Here is a 16,913-nt window from a genome sequence, read left to right on the forward strand (position 1 = left end):
GCCGGCTCGCTGGACTCGATGGGCCCGCAGCCGGTCGCGTCGGCCGCCTCGACCAACCCGCTGCTGACCAAGCTGGTCGCCGCGGTCAAGGCCACCAACCTGGTCGACACGCTCAACAGCCAGCCCGCGATCACCGTCTTCGCGCCGGCCGACCCCGCCTTCGCGGCGCTGGGCGACGCGAAGTTCAACGAGCTGGCGAAGAACCCGAGCCAGCTGGCGCCGATCCTGCAGTACCACGTCCTGCCCAAGCGCTACGACGCCAAGGGCCTGGCCGCCGCCGGTGGCTCGGTCACCTCGCTCGACACCGCGGGCGGCCCGCTGAAGATCGAAGGCTCCGGCGACAACATGACCGTCAACGGCGCCAAGATCCTCTGCGGCAACATCCCCACCAAGAACGCCACCGTCTTCGTCATCGACAAGGTCCTCACCCCGGGGACCAACAAGAGCTGACCCACCCCCGCGTCCAGCCCGTCGCCCGGCCTCACCGGCTGTGCGACGGGCTTTTCCCTTTTCGGTGGTGAATTCGGCGATTCGGTCACGCCTTGTCGTGGCGGGTGCGACCAAGCCGGTGAGTGTGTTGCTCTGATCGGGGGGAAATGACGGGCGAATAATCGCCGGAATTGGCGACTGCGAGTCGAACCCGTTGTCGCACAACGTAATTACTGGTGGTGAAGTGCCATGCGACCGCTTTGCCGATAGGCGGTGCTCCTCATCGGGGGCGTTGTCGGTGGGTCTAATATCCTGGTCCCGTCAAAACGCGTTTTTCCCGTACTGTCTCCCCACCTATCGGACGCGAGGACTTCAAGCCATGTCGGAACTACTGCCCGCACACCGAGCGCAGCCGCGCCGGACCGCCGCACCGGCCGCGCTCGCGGTACCGGCGACGGCGGTGGTCGTCGGTGCGCTGTGGGTGCTGGTGACGCTCGCGGTGCCCGGGGGAGTGCGGGTGCTGGTCGCGATCGCGGGTGGGGTGACCTGGCTGCTGTTGTGCGGCGCCGTTTTCCTCGCGACGCGCGGCGCGGGCCGGCTCGAACAGGCCGAGGAGCGCGTCCGCCGGGCCGAGGAGGAGGCGCAGGCGGCACAGGCCCGCGCCGGTCTGGCGGACGCCGATCTGGCCCACCTGGTCGACCAGACCATGCCCGCCGTGCTCGCCCGGCTGCGCGAGGGCGCGACGGCCGCCACCGTGTTCAGCTCGATGCCGCGGCCCGAGCAGGACGCGCACGAGCGGATCGTCCGGATGCTGGTCGAGGAGGTCGCGATCGGCGAACGGCGCCGGGCGGCGGCCACCGCGGCCTGCGCGAACGCCGCCGGCCGGGTGCAGGCGCTGACCACCAGCATCCTCGGCGACCTGCGCGAGATCGAGAACCACTGCCCCGAGGACCTGCTCGGCGACGTGCTGAACGTCGACCACAGCACGGCGCAGGCCGGCCGGCTCGCCGACTCGATCGCGGTGCTCACCGGCGCCCGCTCCGGCCGGCGCTGGGCCAAGCCGATCCGGATGGAGAGCATCCTGCGCGGCGCGATGGGCCGGATCGGCGCGTACCAGCGGGTTCGTGTGCACTCCACCAGCGGCGCGGCGATCGCCGGCTACGCGGCCGAGGACGTGATGCACGCGCTGGCCGAGCTGATGGACAACGCGACCAAGTTCTCCGCGCCGTCGGAGGAGGTCCACGTGTACGTCGAGGACCTGCACAACGGCGCCGTGATCACCATCGAAGACGGCGGGCTCGGCATGAAGCCGCAGGCGCTGGTCCGCGCCGAGAAGGCCGTGGCGCTGCACGAGCCGCTGGACCTGACGTCGTTGTCGGGCACCCGGCTCGGGCTCGCCGTGGTCGGCCAGCTCGGCCGCAAGCACCAGCTGCACGTGTTCTTCCGCCCGTCCTCGCGCGGCGGGATCGGCGTGGTCATGCGGATCCCGAACCACCTGATCACACAGCCGCGGCCGGAGCCGCTGCCCGAACCCGCGCCCCGGCGGGCGGAGCTGGTGGCCGCCGGAGCGAGCCGCGCGTGGCCGGAGGAGTCGCCTTCGGAGCCCAGTGAGTCCGGCGCGCTGCCGAAGCGCCCGCGAGGCCAGACCCTGGCCGCGTCGAACCGCCAGCTGCTCACGCCGTCCCCCGGCCCGCGGCAGTCCCGCCAGAGCGGCGACAGCGGTGCGCGGTTCGGCGCCTTCCAGCAGAGCCGCACCCGCAAGGCCGCTGCCGACTCGCCGGAGCAGCCGGGCGCGGACGAAGAGTGATGCCTGATGCTTCCCCGCTGCCGAACCGGATCCCCCAGATTGGAGCAAGGGGGCCGGAGCCGACCGGCGCCGCCCCCGGATTCTCGATGAACGCCCAGAACCCGAACCTCGAATGGCTGCTGGAGAACCTCGTCGGCAACACCCACGGCGCCGTGCACGCGCTGGTGCTGTCCAAGGACGGCCTCAAGCTGTGCCACACCGCCGGGCTCACCGTCGACAAGGCCGACCAGCTGGCCGCGATCGCCGCCGGTGTGCAGGCCCTGTCCCACGGCGCGTCCGCGGAGTTCGGCGACGGCAGCGGCGGCGTCCGCAACTCGATGACCGAGTTCCACGGCGGGATCCTGTTCATCGTCGAGGCCGGCATCGGCGCGCACCTCGCGGTGATCGCCGCCGAGGACGCCGACGTCGGACTGATCGGGCACAACATGGACGAGCTGGTCGAGCAGATCGGCGCGTTCCTCACCGCGGCGCCCCGCTACGCCCCGGCCGGCCCGACGCCGTGATCAGCCGCGCAGTCGAGGGCGAGGACCCGGACCGGCTCTACACGGTCACCGGCGGCCGCAGCCGCGCCGAAGACGTCGAGCTGGACCTGGTCACCCTCATCGTGACCGAGTCCGCGCCGTCGGCCGGAATGCAGTCCGAGCACGCGGCGATCCTGCGGATCGCGCGGCGCCCGACGTCGGTGGTGGAGGTCTCCGCCGAGCTCGCGCTGCCGGTGAGCGTGGTCAAGATCCTGCTCACGGACCTGCTCGACAGCGGCCGCGTCTCCGCCCGGCACCCCACCTCGGCCACGGCGAGTGTTTCCATCCCCGACTCCGAATTCCTCAAGAAGGTGCTCGTTGGACTCCGCAACCTCTGAACGCACGACCCGCGCTCCGCTGGCCGCCACGGCGGCGGACGGCCTCAAGATCGTGATCGTGGGCGGGTTCGGCGTCGGCAAGACGACCATGGTCCGCTCGGTCAGCGAGATCCGGCCGCTGAGCACCGAGGAGACGATGACGCAGGCCGGCATCGGCATCGACCGGCCCAGCGACCGTCAGGTGAAGACCACCACCACCGTCGCGTTCGACTTCGGCCGGATCAGCCTCGACGAGCGGATGGTGCTGTACCTGTTCGGCGCGCCGGGGCAGGAGCGGTTCTGGTTCCTCTGGGACCGGCTGTTCTCCGGCACGCTCGGCGCCGTGGTGCTGGTGGACACCCGCCGGCTCGAGGACTCCTGGTACGCGATCGACCGCCTCGAGCACCACGGCACGCCGTTCATCGTGGCGCGCAACAACTTCGAGCGGCCGACCCACGACCTCGACGACGTCCGCGGCGCGCTGGACCTGTCCGCCGACGTCCCGCTGATCGACTGCGACGCCCGCCGCCGCGACTCCTCGAAGAACGTGCTGATCGCGCTCGTCGACCACCTCTACTCGCTGTCCACCGCCCGGGAGCACCAGCCGTGACCGATTTCCAGCACAGCACCGGTTTCCAGCACAGTCCAGTGGCCGATCTGGCGTCCACAGAGGACTTCGTGAAGCTGTACGGGACGCAGTTCCAGGAAGACCCGGCGGCCCTGTACGCGCAGATCCGGCACCAGCACGGCGGCGTCGCCCCGGTGCTGCTCGACGGCGACGTGCCCGCGTGGCTGGTCATCGGCTACCGCGAGATCCACCAGGTGGCCAGCGACAACCTGCTGTTCCAGCGCGACACCCGGCGCTGGAACCAATGGGACAACGTGCCCGCGGACTGGCCGCTGCTGCCGTACGTCGCGTACAACCCGTCGGTCATGTTCACCGAGGCGCTGGAGCACCGCCGCCGCGCGGGGGCGATCGGCGACGCGCTTTCGGCGGTGGACCAGTTCGACCTGCGCTCGCACTGCGAGCGGATCGCGGACCGGCTGATCGACACCTTCGCCGGCAGCGGCGAGGCGGACCTGATCGCGCAGTTCGCGATGCAGATCCCGCTGCTCGCGATCGCCAAGATGTACGGCATGCCGGAGGCGGAAACCCCGGCGCTGGTCCGGGATGTGGCGATCTCGCTCGACGTCGGCCCGGACGCGATCCCCGCGTACGGCCGCGTGCAGGAGGCGATGGGGCGGCTGCTGGCCGGCAAGCACCAGCAGCCCGGCGCGGACGTGCCGTCGCACATGATGCAGCACCCGGCGCAGCTCACCGACGCGGAGATCATCCAGGACCTGCTGGTGGTCACGGCCGCGGCGCAGCAGCCGACGGCGAACTGGATCGGCAACACGATCCGGCTGATGCTGACCGACGACCGGTTCGCGATGACGCTCTCGGGCGGGCGCGGGAGCGTCGGCGAGGCGTTGAACGAGGTGCTCTGGCACGACACCCCGACGCAGAACTTCATCGGCCGCTTCGCGACGCGCGACACCCAGCTCGGCGGCCGTCGCGTCCGCGCGGGCGACCTGCTGGTGCTCGGCCTGGCCGCCGCGAACGCCGACCCGCACGTGCGCCCGGACCTGGCCGGCGGCGCGCTGGGCAACCACGCGCACATGTCGTTCGGGCACGGCGAGCACGGCTGCCCGCATCCCGCGCCCGAGGTCGCGGAGGTGATCGCCAGGACCACCGTCGAGGTGCTGCTGGACCGGCTGCCCGACCTCTCGCTGTCGGTGCCGGCGGAGCGCCTGGTGTGGCGGCCGTCGATGTGGATGCGCGGGCTGGAGTCCCTGCCCGTGACGTTCACCCCGACCTACGTGGCCAGCCCGGCGGACTCGTTTTCCGGGGCCTGGTAAGGCTTTTCAGTTGGGCGTGAACCGGACCCGCAGCGAGGACGGGCCACGGGTGAACACCCCCTTCTCGACCGATGCGGCGCCTTCGTCCAGGCGCAGGTCGGGCATCGCGTCGAGCAGCTGCGCGACCCCGACCTCGATCTCCGTCTTGGCCAGCAGGGCGCCGACGCAGAAGTGCCGTCCCAGCGCGAAGGACAGGTGGCTCGCCGCCGCGGAGAACGCCGTCTCGGTCGGCAGGTCGTCGCGGAAGATGTCGAACGCGTCCGGGTTCGAGAACCGCCGCGGGTCGCGGTTGGCCGCGCCGATCAGGCAGGTCACGGTGCTGCCCGCGGGGATCGGCTGCCCGGCGATCTCGATGTCCTCGGCCGGCTGGCGCATGATCATGTGCACCGGCGGCGTATGACGCAGCGTTTCGGCGAACGCCTTCGGGATCAGGCTGTGGTCGTCGCGGACCGCGTCCAGCTGCTCGGGATGGGCGAGCAGATTCCGGAACAGGCTGGAGATGGCCTTGTCGGTCGTCTCGCCGCCGGCGGCGAGCAGCAGGCTGCAGAACGCCTTGATGTCCTCGTCGCTCATCGAGGTGCCGTCGACCTCGGCCGCGCAGAGCGTGGAAAGCAGGTCTTCGCCGAGGTTTTCCCGCCGCTGCCGGATGATCGGGATCAGGTAGGCGGACAGCTCCTCGCGCGTGCGCACCCCGGCCGCGGCGACTTCCGGGTCCTGGCTGAGATTCCCGAGGAAGCCGATGATCGACGTGTACCAGACCTGGAAACGCTCGTGGTCGCTCTGGTCCAGGCCGAGCATGTCGACGATCACGTTGATCGGGAAGTGCCGCGCGTAGTCCTCGACCAGGTCGGCGTGTCCGCGGCCGCGGAACCCGTCGATCAGCCGCGCCGAGTTGCGCTTGATCACCGGCAGGAACTTCTGCTCCAGCTCGCTGCCGCGGAACGCGGGCACGACCAGCGCCCGGCGGATCGAGTGCTCGCGCCCGCTCATCTGCAGGATCGTGCGCCCGTGCGCGGGCTCCAGCTGCCAGCCGTAGTTGTCGGTGGTGAAAACGGGTTCGCGGAACGCCCTGGCCACGTCGTCGTACCGGGAAACGATGTAGCTCTGCATGCCTTCGTGCCAGATCAGCGGCTCGTCCTCGAGCATGATGTCGTACGCGGCATACGGGTCGGCGGCGAATTCCGGGGAAAGCAGGTCCGGCGCGTGACGTGCCGTGGTCATGAAGCTCCCTCGCTCGGGCGGTGGAGCAGCCAGGTTATCGATCGGGGTTGCCGCCGCGGGAGAAGTTCAGGCCATCGGACCAGCGCACTGGGCCAGGTGGATTACGGGTTTCGGCCGCGTTGCCTGCTGTCGGTGGTCGTTCACCGACGCCTTCAGCCGTTCGCGGCAGTGAGCTGCGCCAGCGAATCCCGCAGCTTCCCCGCCACCTCGACCGGCCGCCGGGACTCCCGGTCGACGAACACGTGCACGAAATGGCCCTCCGCGACCAGCAGGTCTTCGGCCGAGTCCGCGTACATGCCGATCTCGTAGCGGACACTGGAGCGGCCGAGGTGCGCGACGCGCAGCCCGATCCGCAGCGATTCCGGGAAAGAAACCGAAGCGTGGTACGCGCAGTGCGATTCCACGCAGAGCCCGATCACGCCGCCGGAGGTGATGTCCAGGCCGCCGCGGGTGATCAGCCAGGTGTTGATCACCGTGTCCATCAGGGAGTAGTGGACGACGTTGTTCACGTGCCCGTAGACGTCGTTGTCCTTCCAGCGCAACGGAACCGTCTGCCAGTGCGGGTAGCCGCTCACCACAGCGTCACCGAGGCGCGCAGGATCGCGGCGAGGTCCTCCTCGGTGGCCTCGCGCGGGGCCGTCGCCAGGAGTCGTTGCTGCTTCAGGGTTCCCGGCACCAGAGAGTCCACATCGGACTCCGAATAGCCGACGGCGCCGAGGCCCGGCGGGATGCCGATCCCGCGCATCAGGTTCGTCAGCACCGCGGGCAGGTGGCCGGCGGCGTCGCCGTCCCACTCGAAATCCGGGGCGAGCAGCCGGGCGACGCGCAGGTGTCGTTCGGGCGCCGCTTCGAAGGTGAAGCGGAACGCGGCCGGCGCCGTCAGCGAAACCGCCATGCCGTGCGGGACCATGGCTTCGTCGCCGGGATAGCCCTCGGGGTGGAAGTCACGGACCTGGCCCGCGATGGGGTACGCGTTGGCGTGCGGGATGTGCACGCCGGCGTTACCGAAGCCGAGCCCCGCGAACGTCGCGGCCAGCGCCATCGCCTCGCGCGCCTTGAGGTCCGACCCGTCGCGGACGGCCGCGGGCAGCGCCCACGAAAGCAGTTCGAGCGACTTCTCCGCGAACATGTCCGCCAGCGGGTTCGCGCCGCAGTACGGCACGCGCTCCTCGGGGCGCTTGCGCGCGAAGTCCGTGTACGCCTTGGCGGTGTAGCTTTCCGCCGCGTGGCAAAGGATGTCCATGCCACTCGCGGCCGTCACGCCGGCGGGCTGCGAAACCGTCAGCAGCGGGTCGACGACCGCCAGCGTCGGGCGCAGCCGCAGGTGGCTGATGCCGCTCTTCACCCGCATCGACAGCACGTCCAGCACGCACACGGTGGTGCTCTCGGAGCCGGTGCCGGTGGTGGTCGGCACCGCGACCAACGGCTTCAGCGGACGGGCGGGCGCGCGGCCGCCGCCGACCGGCGCGTTCACGTAGTCCATCAGCTCGCCGTCGTTGCTGGTCAGCAGATTCGCGGCCTTCGCCGTGTCGATGCTGGAGCCGCCGCCGACCGCGACGAACGCGTCGTACGGTCCGGAGCCGCGCGCGAAGTCGACGGCCTTCTGCATGCTGACGTCGGTGGGCTCGACGTGGACGCCGTCGAAGACCTCGGCCTCGATGCCGTAGCCGGCGATCCCCGTCGCGATCCGCTCGGGCCAGCCCGTGGCCGCGACCACCGGATCGGTCACGACGAGCACGCGGCGGGCGCCGTACTGCGTCAGGTCGTAGCCGATCTCTTCACTGGCGCCGGTGCCGTATTTGAGCGCCGGGGCGCCATATGTGAAAACAGTTTCGTGTTCCGGTGAGGTCAAGACAACGGTCCTCGCTTCCCTGCACGGGGCGGTCAAAGCGGACATTCGGCCGATTCTCGTGGTCATTACCGCAAGATCACTTGACTACGGTCAACAGTGCCGCCCTAAGCTCTCCTCATTAGATACCAAGTAGGGGCGACCGTCGCCCAGACGGCCGTGCGCATCCTGATCGAGGCACACGTGCGTCGGGTGTACGCCGTGGCCGGTGAGTCGTTCCTTCCGCTGCTCGACGCGTTGCAGCGCGAGCGCGAGATCACGCTGGTCGCGGCCCGGCACGACTCCGGCGCCGCGTTCATGGCCGAGGCCGAGGGCAAGCTCACCGAGCGCCCCGCCGTGCTGCTCGCGAGCCGCGGGCCGGGCGCGGCGAACCTCGTCATCGGCGTCCAGACGGCCTATCAGGACGAGACCCCGATGGTCGTGCTGCTGGAGACGCCGGCCCTGGACCGCGTGGCCGCCGGCGAGCTGCCGACTTCCGACCTCACCGCGATGTTCGAGTCCATCTCGAAGTGGTGCGTGCGCGCCGAGGACCCGGACGGCGTGCCCGGGCTGGTGGCCGAGGGGCTGACCCGCTCCCGCGAGGGACGGCCGGGCCCGGTGGTCATCGGCGTGCCCAGCGACGCGTGGGGAGTGCCGTACGACTCGGCCAAACCGGTCGCGACCGTGCGCCCGCCCGCCACCGGCACGCTGGGCCGTTCGGCCGAAGCCGTGGCCGGTCTGGTCGACGAGGCGCGCTACCCGGTGGTGATCGTCGGCGGGCGGGCGCGCTCGGCACGCGAGGAGCTGATCGCCGTCGCCGACGAGCTGTCCCTGCCGGTGTACAACGCTTTCCGCAGGCAGGACGCCTTCCCGGAGACGCACGAGCGGTACGCCGGGCACCTCGGGCTCGGCATCCCGGCGCGGCAGCTGGACGCGTTGGAGCGCGCCGACGTCGTGCTCGCGCTCGGCACCCAGCTCGACGAGGTCACCACGCAGGGCTACCGCTATCCGACGTCGCAGCAGACGCTGGTGCTGGTCGGCACCGGCATCGACGCCCAGCGCCGCCGCGGGCTGACCTTCCGCGTCGACGCCGAGGTGGAGCCGTTCCTGCGGGAGCTGCGGGCGGTCGCCACCCCGCGCACGCGCCGCGCCTCGGCGGCCAATGCGGCCGTGCACACGTTCATGACCCCGCCGGACACCAGCGGGAACACCCGCGTCCATCCCGTGGACGTGGTCCGCGCGCTGCGTAAGCTGGCTCCTGAGGACACCATCGTGACCAGCGACGCGGGCAACTTCGCGCAGTTCATGCACCGTTACTGGTGTTTCACCGCGCCGCGCAGCCAGCTCGGGCCCAGCAACGCGGCGATGGGCTACGCCGTGCCCGCGGCGGTGGCGGCCAAGCTGGCGGAACCGCGCCGGTCGGTCGTCGCGATGGTCGGCGACGCCGGCACGTTGATGACCGGGCAGGAGATCGAGACTGCCGTGCGTTACCGCGCGCCGGTGATGGTGGTGGTGTTCCAGAACGGGCTCCACGGCGCGCTCGCGATGCACCAGGCCCGCACCCAAGGGCGGCTTTCGGGCGTGACGATCCCGTTGACGGACTTCGCGTCCTGGGCGCGGGGCCTCGGCGCGGCGGGGTACACGGTGGACGATCGGGAGGAGCTGGAGCCCATCATCGCCAGTGCGCTGGTCCGGCAGCGGCCGTGTGTCATCGACGTGCGGACCGACCCCGACGTGGTGACGCCCGACGTCCGGCTCAGCGGCCTGCTCGGCGCCGTCCGCCCACAGGATGGCCGAGGGCAGTGATTTTTCTTTCGTGGCATATGAAGAAACGCCGGAGAAGTTCGGTAGCCGATGCCGGACGGCTCAGGTAACCTGGCGGTGTTCCGGGAGTTCGCGGGAACTCGACTGGAGCGTCTACTTTTTGGCCGTTGCAGCCCTGGCCGATCCTGGCGGGAACGCCGGTTTCTGTCGGTGCCCGATGGCATCATCGCGGTCATCGGCCCGCCCGAGTTGCGGGCCGGGAACGAGGGGAGTTTCGATATGGCCGACAAGAACCACGCCCGCGAGGCGAGTCAGGTCTCCGGCGTCGTGCCGGTGCTGTTCAGCGCCAGCGCGGAGGCCCACGACGTCGCCGTCGTGTCCGCGGACGAGAGCCCGAGCTGGCGCTCGCCGTTCGGCGGCGACGGCGAGCTGCGGCCGGCCAGCGGGGAGTAGCGGGCACGGCCCTGGCCTGCGGTTCTGGGCCGAGGCTCTGGTCCGAGACCCTGGTCTGAGGTTCCAGCCTGGGGTTGGTGGTTGACCGCCCGATGCCGATGCCGATGCCGATGTTGGGGTTGGGGTTCGTGGTCTGGTCCAGTCCGGGATCGGCGGCGGGTGCGAGTGACTTGCCTCGCCGGGTTGGATGCGCGTGCATAAGGGCGTGCCGCGGCCGGTGTGGCGAAAGGTCCTTCCGAGCGCGGCAGCTCACGAGGCCGCATGGCTCGGTGAACGTGTTGCCCCGCGCCAAAAACGTGCCACCCTCCGGCGCACGGCGAAAACCCTGTCCCAGCGGGATCTTCGCAGCTCGGCCGTCCAGAGTGGCCGGTGTGGTGAATGGCACCACCCCTGGTCCGGGAGAGCCGGGTTGTCCGCTCCGCGAGGGCTGTGCTTTACTTTAGGCGGTCTCGATTTTGTGTTCGTGCTGAGTCACGCTCGCAGAACTCAGCGGGCGTAGTGTCTCCTCGCCGAGGAAGCAAACCGTTCCGGCTGTGACCCGGGATGCTGATGTGGCTTCCTGTTTTTTGTGTTATGTATGGAGATTTTTGATGACTCAGGGCACTGTGAAGTGGTTCAACTCCGAGAAGGGGTTCGGCTTCATCACCCCCGACAACGGTGGCGGCGACGTCTTCGTGCACTACAGCGAGATCCAGGGCAACGGCTTCCGTTCCCTCGATGAGAACGCGCGCGTCGAGTTCGAGATCGGCCAGGGCGCGAAGGGTCCGCAGGCCACGTCGGTCAGCGTTATCTGACCCACGTACTTCGAGAAGGGGCCGTCACCCGGCATGGGTGGCGGCCCCTTTCGCGTTCCGTCCCACCCGCGTCCCACGATGCGGATCTCCTTGCGGCACAACGGTCTTCGTGCTCCGCCGCCGAGGGCACATCGCCCGATCGTGGGACCCGGGGCCTTCGTAAGCTGCGTCCCATGATCGAGCACGGATACACCGTTTCCGGAATGTCTTGTGGCCACTGTGCACAGTCGGTCACCGAAGAGCTGACCGCAGTGCCTGGCGTCACGGAGGTCTCCGTTGATGTCGAGACGGGCCGCGTCACCGTGAAGAGCACCGAGGCTCTCGCCGAGGACGCTGTGCGCGCCGCCGTCGAAGAGGCCGGTTACACCTACGAGGGCACCACCGCGCTCGTTTCCTGAACCCTCGGTTACGTCCTCGCGTCCGGAGCCGATGCTGGGCCGTCCGGGTGAGAGCCCGGCGTGCAACCCGCTGCAACCCTTCCCTCACAGGCGTGGCACAGGGTCTGCTGAACCGGCACAGGCCGGACGAGGAGGAGCAACTGGTGGGCGAAGCCGTGGCGGGCATTGTCGCGAACCCGGCGTCGGGGCGGGACATTCGGCGGCTGGTGGCACACGCTTCGGTGTTCCCGACGGCGGAGAAGGCCAACATGGTCCAGCGCCTGCTGGCCGCGTTCGCCGTGGCCGGGGTCGGGCGCGCGCTCGTGTCCACGGACCTCGGCGGCATCTCCGCCGCCGTGCTGCTCGCGCTCGGGCGCGGTGGGCAGTGGCCGGACGTCGAGTTCTGCACCAGCGACCCGCTCACCGGCACCGCGCAGGACACCGCGAACGCCGTGCGCCGCATGGTCGACGCGGGCGCGAGCGTGATCGTCTGCCTCGGCGGCGACGGGACCGCCCGCGTCGCCGCGCAGGCCTGCGGCGACGTGCCGCTGCTGGCGCTGTCCACGGGCACCAACAACGCGTTCCCGCAGATGCGCGAGGCCACCGTCGCCGGGCTCGCGGCCGGGCTGCTGGCGACCGGGCAGGTGGACGCCGACCTGGTCACGACCCGGGTCAGCAAGCTCGAGGTGGTCACGAAGGCGCGGCGCGAGATCGCGCTCGTCGACGTCGCCGTGACGATGAGCCAGCACGTCGGCGCGCGGGCGCTCTGGGACCCCGCCGCGCTGACCGAGCTGTACTGCGTGTTCGCCGAGCCCGACGGCATCGGCCTCTCCAGCATCGCGGGCCAGCTCTGCCCGAGCCCTCGCTCCAGCCCGGACGGCGTGGCCCTCAAGCTCGGCCCCGTCGGCGTCACGCCGCACGTCGTCCACGCGCCGATCGCGCCCGGCCTGGTCAAACCGGTCGGCGTGCGTGGCTGGGGCGTGCTGCAGCCGGGCGTGCGGGTGGACCTCGCGGCGGCCGGCGGGGTGATCGCCGTGGACGGCGAGCGCGAGATGGAACTCAAACACGGCGAGAGCGCGTACGTCGAGCTGCGGTCCGACGGGCCGTGGTGCGTCGACGTGCGGTCGGTGATGGCGGAAGCGGCGCGCCGGGGCTTGCTGCGCACCACTTCCGAGCGCGAGCCCGGCCCGGAACGCCGAGGCTGAGGCCACGCCTGGAGAAACAAGCAGTCACCGAAGTCACGGAAGCTTCCGATCACGCGGCGCACACAGGCACACTGACCGCGGGGCGGGGAGCGGCCCGTGGACTAGGAGCGGTGGTTGGACCAGGTGCACCTCGAGGCAGCGCTGCCGATCGGGGCGGACCCCCGTCAGCACGCGCGGAACCTCGCCCGCCTGCACGAGGCCGCGGTGACCGGCGAGGCGCTGCCCAGCCGTCCCCGGTCCGTGATCGGCGCCTCCTGGCAACGGGTGCGACGCCACGGCGTCGACCCGGACCGGGGCAAGCCCATCGCCGTGCTCGGTCCCGAGCAGCTGGAGGAACGGCGGCGTGAGAGCGGGCTGGCGCCGGTGCTGCCGTTGCTGCGCGGGGGCCTGATCAGCCTCGCCGAGCAGGCCGCGCACATCATGGTCGTGGTCGACGCCGGTGGGCACATGCTCTGGCGTGACGGCAGCGTCGCGGTCAGGCGGCGCGCCGACGGCATCGGCTTCGTGGAGGGCGTCGACCTGCAGGAGCAGTCCGTGGGCACCAACGCGCCCGGCACGGCGCTGATCGCGCGGCGGCCGATCCAGGTCTACTCCGCCGAGCACTACGTCCGCGCCCAGCACGACTGGACCTGTGCCGCCGCGCCGTTGCGGGACCCTCGCGACGGCCGCCTGCTCGGCGCCGTCGACCTCTCCGGCCCCGCGTCCACGGTGCACCCGAACACCCTCTCGCTCGTCGACGCCGTCACCCGGCTGGCGGAATCGCAGCTGCGGACGGAGCACCTCGGTGAGCTGCAACGGTTGCGTGGCTTCGCCGTGCCGGCGCTGGCCAAGGTCCCCGGCCGCGCACTCGTGACCGACGCGCACGGCTGGATCGCCGCCGCGTCGGGCCTCGCGCCGGCGGACCGCGTCGCGCTGCCGTCGTCCACCGGGCCCGGCCGGACCTGGTTGCCCGCCTACGGTTCGTGCCTGCTGGAGCCGGTGCCCGGCGGCTGGCTGATCCGGTTGGTGGACGGCGAAGAGCCGCCGCCCGCGCGAGTCGAGCTCGACGTGCGCGTCCCCGGTGAACCGGTGCTGACGGTGTCCGGCGCCTCCGGCGAGTGGACGTGCCGGGTGTCGCCGCGGCACGCGGAACTGTTGTACGTCTTGGCTTCCCATCGAAACGGCCGCTCCGCTTCGCAGCTTTCGCTGGCCCTGTTCGGTGACCCGGGCCGCGCGGGCACCGTGCGCGCGGAGATCTCGCGGCTGCGGCGGATCGTCGGCGGAATCGTCGTCGGCCGTCCGTACCGCTTCGCGGACAACCTGGAGGTCCTGGTGCTGCGCCCCTCAGCGGTGTGCTGAAGAGATCACGTGCTGATGACACCTGACGGGTGAGGTGGGCTGCCGTCGGGGTGACCGGCTACCTTCACCGGGTGGCGTACGGGGAGGAACGGGGATGACCAGCACTGTGGCGCGGCCGGACACGGCAGCGGGTTCGCCGGGGCCGGGGGCGCCCCCGCCGGACGAGCCGGGGGGCCGCAGCGGGGTCGCCGGACTGCTGGAGCTGCCGGGCCAGGCGGTGCGCGCGGTGGTCAAGTCCGCGGCGACGACTCCGGGCCGGCTCTCGGTGATCGCGGTCGGGCTGGTGCTGCTGTCGCTGCTGGCCGGGCTCGTGGCGACGTTGTCCGCGCAGAACAAGGACGACACCATCAGCGGCCTGATCGACCACCGCGAACCACTGGCCGTGGCGGCGCAGCAGGTGTTCCGCTCGCTGTCGGACGCGGACGCGACGGCGGCGAGCGCGTTCCTCTCGGTCGGCACCGAACCGCCCGCGCTGCGCCAGAAGTACGAACAGGACATCGCGGAAGCCGGTTCGGCGCTGGCGAAGGCGGCGTCGGACACCGCGGACGTCGGTGACGCGGCCAAGCAGGTCGACATCCTGAACCAGAAGATCCCCGTCTACACCGGGATCGTCGAGACCGCGCGGGCGAACAACCGGCAGGGCTTCCCTTCGGGCGCGTCGTACCTGCGCGAGGCTTCGCAGCTGATGCGCACGACGATCCTCCCGGCGGCGCAGGCGCTTTACACCGCGGACACCACGAAGCTCTCCGACGAGCAGGACGCCAGCACCAGCTTCCCGTGGGCGGCCGTGGCGCTGCTGCTGGTGCTGGTGGCGGCGTTGGTGCTCACGCAGATCTACCTGACGCGCCGGACCAACCGGGTGCTCAACATCGGCCTGCTGGTGGCGACCGGTGCCGTGATCCTTTCGCTGCTGTGGGGCGGGGTCGCGCTGGTCATCCAGGGCACCCTCGTCGCGGCGGGGAAGACGGACGGCACCTCCCAGGTCGACGTGCTCGTGCGCGCGCGCATCGCCGCGCTGCAGGCACGCGCCGACGAGACCCTCACGCTCGTCGCGCGCGGCGACGGCGACACGTACGAGCAGCAGTTCATCAAGCTCGCCGACCAGCTCGTCGGCCCGGACGGCAAGAGCGGGCTGCTCGGCAAGGCGCGCGACCTCGCCATCGGCACGCCGGGGCAGCAGAAGATCGAGGCGGCCGAGCAGGCCGCGCGCGACTGGTCGCTGGCCCACATCCAGGTGCGCAAACTCGACAACAGCGGCCAATACCAGGAAGCCGTCGACTTCGCCACCAGCGTGAGCAAAGACAGCGCGGCCGCGGCTTTCCAGCGCCTCGACGCCAACCTGCAGGACGCCATCGACGTCTGTAGGCAGGAGTTCCTCGATGACACCCGCAGTGGCGAGAACGCGTTGACCGCGCTCGCTCCCGGGGTCGGCGTCCTCGCGGTGCTCGCCGCCGCCGGGGTGACTGTCGGCGTCAGAGAGAGATTGAGGGAGTACCGGTGAGCAGGTCGCGTCACTTCGTCCGGGCGGCCGTGCTGGCCGTGGTCGCGGTTCTGGCCACGGCCTGCGGGGCGGCGCAAACGCCGGTGGACCCGGCCCGGGTGACTGACGCGGCCTGGCCCCAGCCCGCGGACGTCGGCGGCCCCGACAACAGCGCCGGCGGCGACACCGACACCAGCTGCGACCCGCTGAAGAGCCTCGCGCCGTCGGGCACGAACGTCGGCTCGGGCACGACGATGGCGAAGATCCTGGCCCGCGGGAAGCTGATCGCCGGGGTGGACCAGACCACGTACCTGTTCGGCTTCCGGAACACGAAGACGGGCAACCTCGAGGGCTTCGACATCGACATGGTCAACCAGATCGCGGCCGCGATCTTCGGTGAGGCCGAGGGGCACGTGCAGTTCCGCGCGATCCCGTCGTTGCAGCGCGAGCAGGTGCTCAAGAGCCACCAGGTGGACGTGGTGGTCCGGACCTACAGCATCACCTGCGCGCGCCGGAAGGACGTGCAGTTCTCGTCGGTGTACTACGTGGCGGGGCAGAAGATCCTGGTGCCGAAGACGTCGAAGGTCACCTCGCTGGCCGACCTCGCGGGCAAGCGGGTGTGCGCGGCCAAGCAGTCGACGTCGCTGGCGAAGATCGCGCACGACCCGGCCAAGCCGGTGGCCGTTTCGGTGGACAACTGGTCGGACTGCCTGGTGATGCTCCAGCAGGGCCAGGTCGACGCGGTCTCGACGGACGACACGATCCTGGCCGGCATGGCCGCCCAGGACCCGACGGTGAAGGTCGTCGGCGACCCGATGACGCAGGAGAACTACGGCATCGGCATCCCCAAGGACCAGGACGACATGGTGCGCTTCGTCAACGGCGTGCTCGACCAGGTCCGCACCAGCGGCGCCTGGCAGACGAGCTACCAGAACTGGGTCGGCAGCCGCCTCGGCCCGGCCCAGCCCCCGCAGCCGCAGTACCAGTAATGGCGGTGTGACGGCCCCGCGCGGCGCACCAGACTAGGATCAATGGCGGACTTTGCCGCGGGGGATCTCGGGAGGTAGTTGTGTCGGAGGAGCCGCGCCGTCCTCGGCACGCAGCGCCGGACGAGAACGGGGGCGCCGAGCCATCGTCGTCGTCCCCCTCGTCGCCGCAGCAGCCGTCGACGCCGCCGTCGCCGTCCTGGACGCCGCCGCCCCCGGTCCACTGGGCCACACCCGAACAGTCCTCCTCGGGCCGCCTGACGCCCCCCGAACCGGACCCCTCGTTCCCCGACTCGCCCACGCTGTTCCACGGCGTGGTCCAGCGCCAGGGCGGTGGGGCTGCGCAGCAGGGTGGGCCGGTTCCGCCGGGTGCTGCCGGGCAGGGTGGTCCTGGCCAGGCTGGTTCGGGTGCCGGTCAGGCTGGTTCGGGTCAAGCTGGTTCCGGTCAGGGGGGTGCCGGTCAGGCTGGTTCGGGTCAAGCTGGTTCCGGCCAG

Annotated in this window: 17 protein-coding genes; 14 read left to right on the plus strand and 3 right to left on the minus strand. The window is 70.9% G+C overall.

Annotated elements, in window-relative coordinates; translation table 11 throughout:
- The 6 genes from BMY97_RS19075 to BMY97_RS19100 all read left to right on the plus strand — a co-directional run.
- Window positions 1-450 (plus strand): fasciclin domain-containing protein (locus BMY97_RS19075; protein ID WP_091618550.1); only part of this gene is annotated, 450 nt, incomplete at its 5' end.
- Between the two features lie 358 nt (window positions 451-808).
- A complete protein-coding gene (locus BMY97_RS19080; RefSeq protein WP_091618237.1) occupies window positions 809-2,236 on the plus strand; it encodes a sensor histidine kinase in 1,428 nt (475 codons plus the stop codon).
- An 86-nt stretch (window positions 2,237-2,322) separates the two neighbouring features.
- Window positions 2,323-2,739: a roadblock/LC7 domain-containing protein gene (locus BMY97_RS19085; protein ID WP_091618238.1), complete on the plus strand. Its 417-nt coding sequence runs from the start codon at window positions 2,323-2,325 to the stop codon at window positions 2,737-2,739.
- Window positions 2,736-3,095 carry a DUF742 domain-containing protein gene (locus BMY97_RS19090; protein ID WP_091618239.1) on the plus strand — a complete coding sequence of 120 codons (360 nt, stop codon included), beginning with the start codon at window positions 2,736-2,738 and terminating at the stop codon, window positions 3,093-3,095. The genes BMY97_RS19085 and BMY97_RS19090 overlap by 4 nt, the downstream gene beginning before the upstream one ends.
- 52 nt (window positions 3,096-3,147) lie before the next feature.
- A complete protein-coding gene (locus BMY97_RS19095; RefSeq protein ID WP_218156820.1) occupies window positions 3,148-3,684 on the plus strand; it encodes a GTP-binding protein in 537 nt (178 codons plus the stop codon).
- 38 nt (window positions 3,685-3,722) lie between these two features.
- On the plus strand, window positions 3,723-4,973 hold the full coding sequence (locus BMY97_RS19100) for a cytochrome P450 (RefSeq protein WP_091618553.1): 1,251 nt from the start codon (window positions 3,723-3,725) through the stop codon (window positions 4,971-4,973).
- Between the two features lie 6 nt (window positions 4,974-4,979).
- On the opposite strand, the gene BMY97_RS19105 is transcribed toward BMY97_RS19100, so the two are convergent.
- The 3 genes from BMY97_RS19105 to BMY97_RS19115 all read right to left on the minus strand — a co-directional run bounded on the left by BMY97_RS19105 (window position 4,980) and on the right by BMY97_RS19115 (window position 8,046).
- On the minus strand, window positions 4,980-6,194 hold the full coding sequence (locus tag BMY97_RS19105; RefSeq protein WP_091618241.1) for a cytochrome P450: 1,215 nt from the start codon (window positions 6,192-6,194) through the stop codon (window positions 4,980-4,982).
- Window positions 6,195-6,346: 152 nt separating this feature from the next.
- Complete coding sequence (locus BMY97_RS19110; RefSeq protein WP_177231436.1) at window positions 6,347-6,769, minus strand: acyl-CoA thioesterase; 423 nt, start codon at window positions 6,767-6,769, stop codon at window positions 6,347-6,349.
- The gene (locus tag BMY97_RS19115; RefSeq protein WP_091618243.1) at window positions 6,766-8,046 is read right to left on the minus strand and encodes a hydroxyacid-oxoacid transhydrogenase; all 1,281 of its coding nucleotides are present in this window, start codon (window positions 8,044-8,046) and stop codon (window positions 6,766-6,768) included. Before BMY97_RS19115 ends, BMY97_RS19110 begins: the two co-directional genes overlap by 4 nt.
- Before the next feature lie 117 nt (window positions 8,047-8,163).
- Here BMY97_RS19115 and BMY97_RS19120 point away from each other — a divergent pair, with 117 nt between their 5' ends.
- From BMY97_RS19120 to BMY97_RS19155, 8 genes are all read left to right on the plus strand, one after another.
- Complete coding sequence (locus BMY97_RS19120; protein WP_091618244.1) at window positions 8,164-9,828, plus strand: thiamine pyrophosphate-dependent enzyme; 1,665 nt, start codon at window positions 8,164-8,166, stop codon at window positions 9,826-9,828.
- 237 nt (window positions 9,829-10,065) lie between these two features.
- Window positions 10,066-10,239: a hypothetical protein gene (locus BMY97_RS47105; protein ID WP_177231438.1), complete on the plus strand. Its 174-nt coding sequence runs from the start codon at window positions 10,066-10,068 to the stop codon at window positions 10,237-10,239.
- Between the two features lie 590 nt (window positions 10,240-10,829).
- Complete coding sequence (locus BMY97_RS19130) at window positions 10,830-11,033, plus strand: cold-shock protein (RefSeq protein ID WP_091618246.1); 204 nt, start codon at window positions 10,830-10,832, stop codon at window positions 11,031-11,033.
- A gap of 173 nt (window positions 11,034-11,206) precedes the next feature.
- Window positions 11,207-11,431: a heavy-metal-associated domain-containing protein gene (locus BMY97_RS19135; RefSeq protein WP_091618247.1), complete on the plus strand. Its 225-nt coding sequence runs from the start codon at window positions 11,207-11,209 to the stop codon at window positions 11,429-11,431.
- 143 nt (window positions 11,432-11,574) lie between these two features.
- Complete coding sequence (locus tag BMY97_RS19140) at window positions 11,575-12,615, plus strand: ATP-NAD kinase family protein (RefSeq protein WP_091618248.1); 1,041 nt, start codon at window positions 11,575-11,577, stop codon at window positions 12,613-12,615.
- Window positions 12,616-12,729: 114 nt separating this feature from the next.
- Window positions 12,730-13,953, plus strand: coding sequence for a GAF domain-containing protein (locus BMY97_RS19145; protein WP_091618249.1), 1,224 nt, complete (start codon window positions 12,730-12,732; stop codon window positions 13,951-13,953).
- Between the two features lie 94 nt (window positions 13,954-14,047).
- Window positions 14,048-15,454 (plus strand): hypothetical protein, encoded by a 1,407-nt coding sequence (locus BMY97_RS19150; RefSeq protein WP_091618250.1) that lies wholly within the window; start codon window positions 14,048-14,050, stop codon window positions 15,452-15,454.
- Window positions 15,451-16,422, plus strand: coding sequence for a glutamate ABC transporter substrate-binding protein (locus BMY97_RS19155; protein WP_245787393.1), 972 nt, complete (start codon window positions 15,451-15,453; stop codon window positions 16,420-16,422). Before BMY97_RS19150 ends, BMY97_RS19155 begins: the two co-directional genes overlap by 4 nt.
- Window positions 16,423-16,913 lie beyond the last annotated feature (491 nt).

It is taken from the genome of Amycolatopsis saalfeldensis (assembly GCF_900110575.1).
GTDB classification, from domain to species: domain Bacteria; phylum Actinomycetota; class Actinomycetes; order Mycobacteriales; family Pseudonocardiaceae; genus Amycolatopsis; species Amycolatopsis saalfeldensis.

Coding starts and splice junctions, on each gene's coding strand:
- BMY97_RS19080 (WP_091618237.1), top strand. CDS start 809: ATGTCGGAACTACTGCCCGCACACCGAGCGCAGCCGCGCCGGACCGCC.
- BMY97_RS19150 (WP_091618250.1), top strand. CDS start 14,048: ATGACCAGCACTGTGGCGCGGCCGGACACGGCAGCGGGTTCGCCGGGG.
- BMY97_RS19135 (WP_091618247.1), top strand. CDS start 11,207: ATGATCGAGCACGGATACACCGTTTCCGGAATGTCTTGTGGCCACTGT.
- BMY97_RS47105 (WP_177231438.1), top strand. CDS start 10,066: ATGGCCGACAAGAACCACGCCCGCGAGGCGAGTCAGGTCTCCGGCGTC.
- BMY97_RS19085 (WP_091618238.1), top strand. CDS start 2,323: ATGAACGCCCAGAACCCGAACCTCGAATGGCTGCTGGAGAACCTCGTC.
- BMY97_RS19105 (WP_091618241.1), bottom strand. CDS start 6,194: ATGACCACGGCACGTCACGCGCCGGACCTGCTTTCCCCGGAATTCGCC.
- BMY97_RS19130 (WP_091618246.1), top strand. CDS start 10,830: ATGACTCAGGGCACTGTGAAGTGGTTCAACTCCGAGAAGGGGTTCGGC.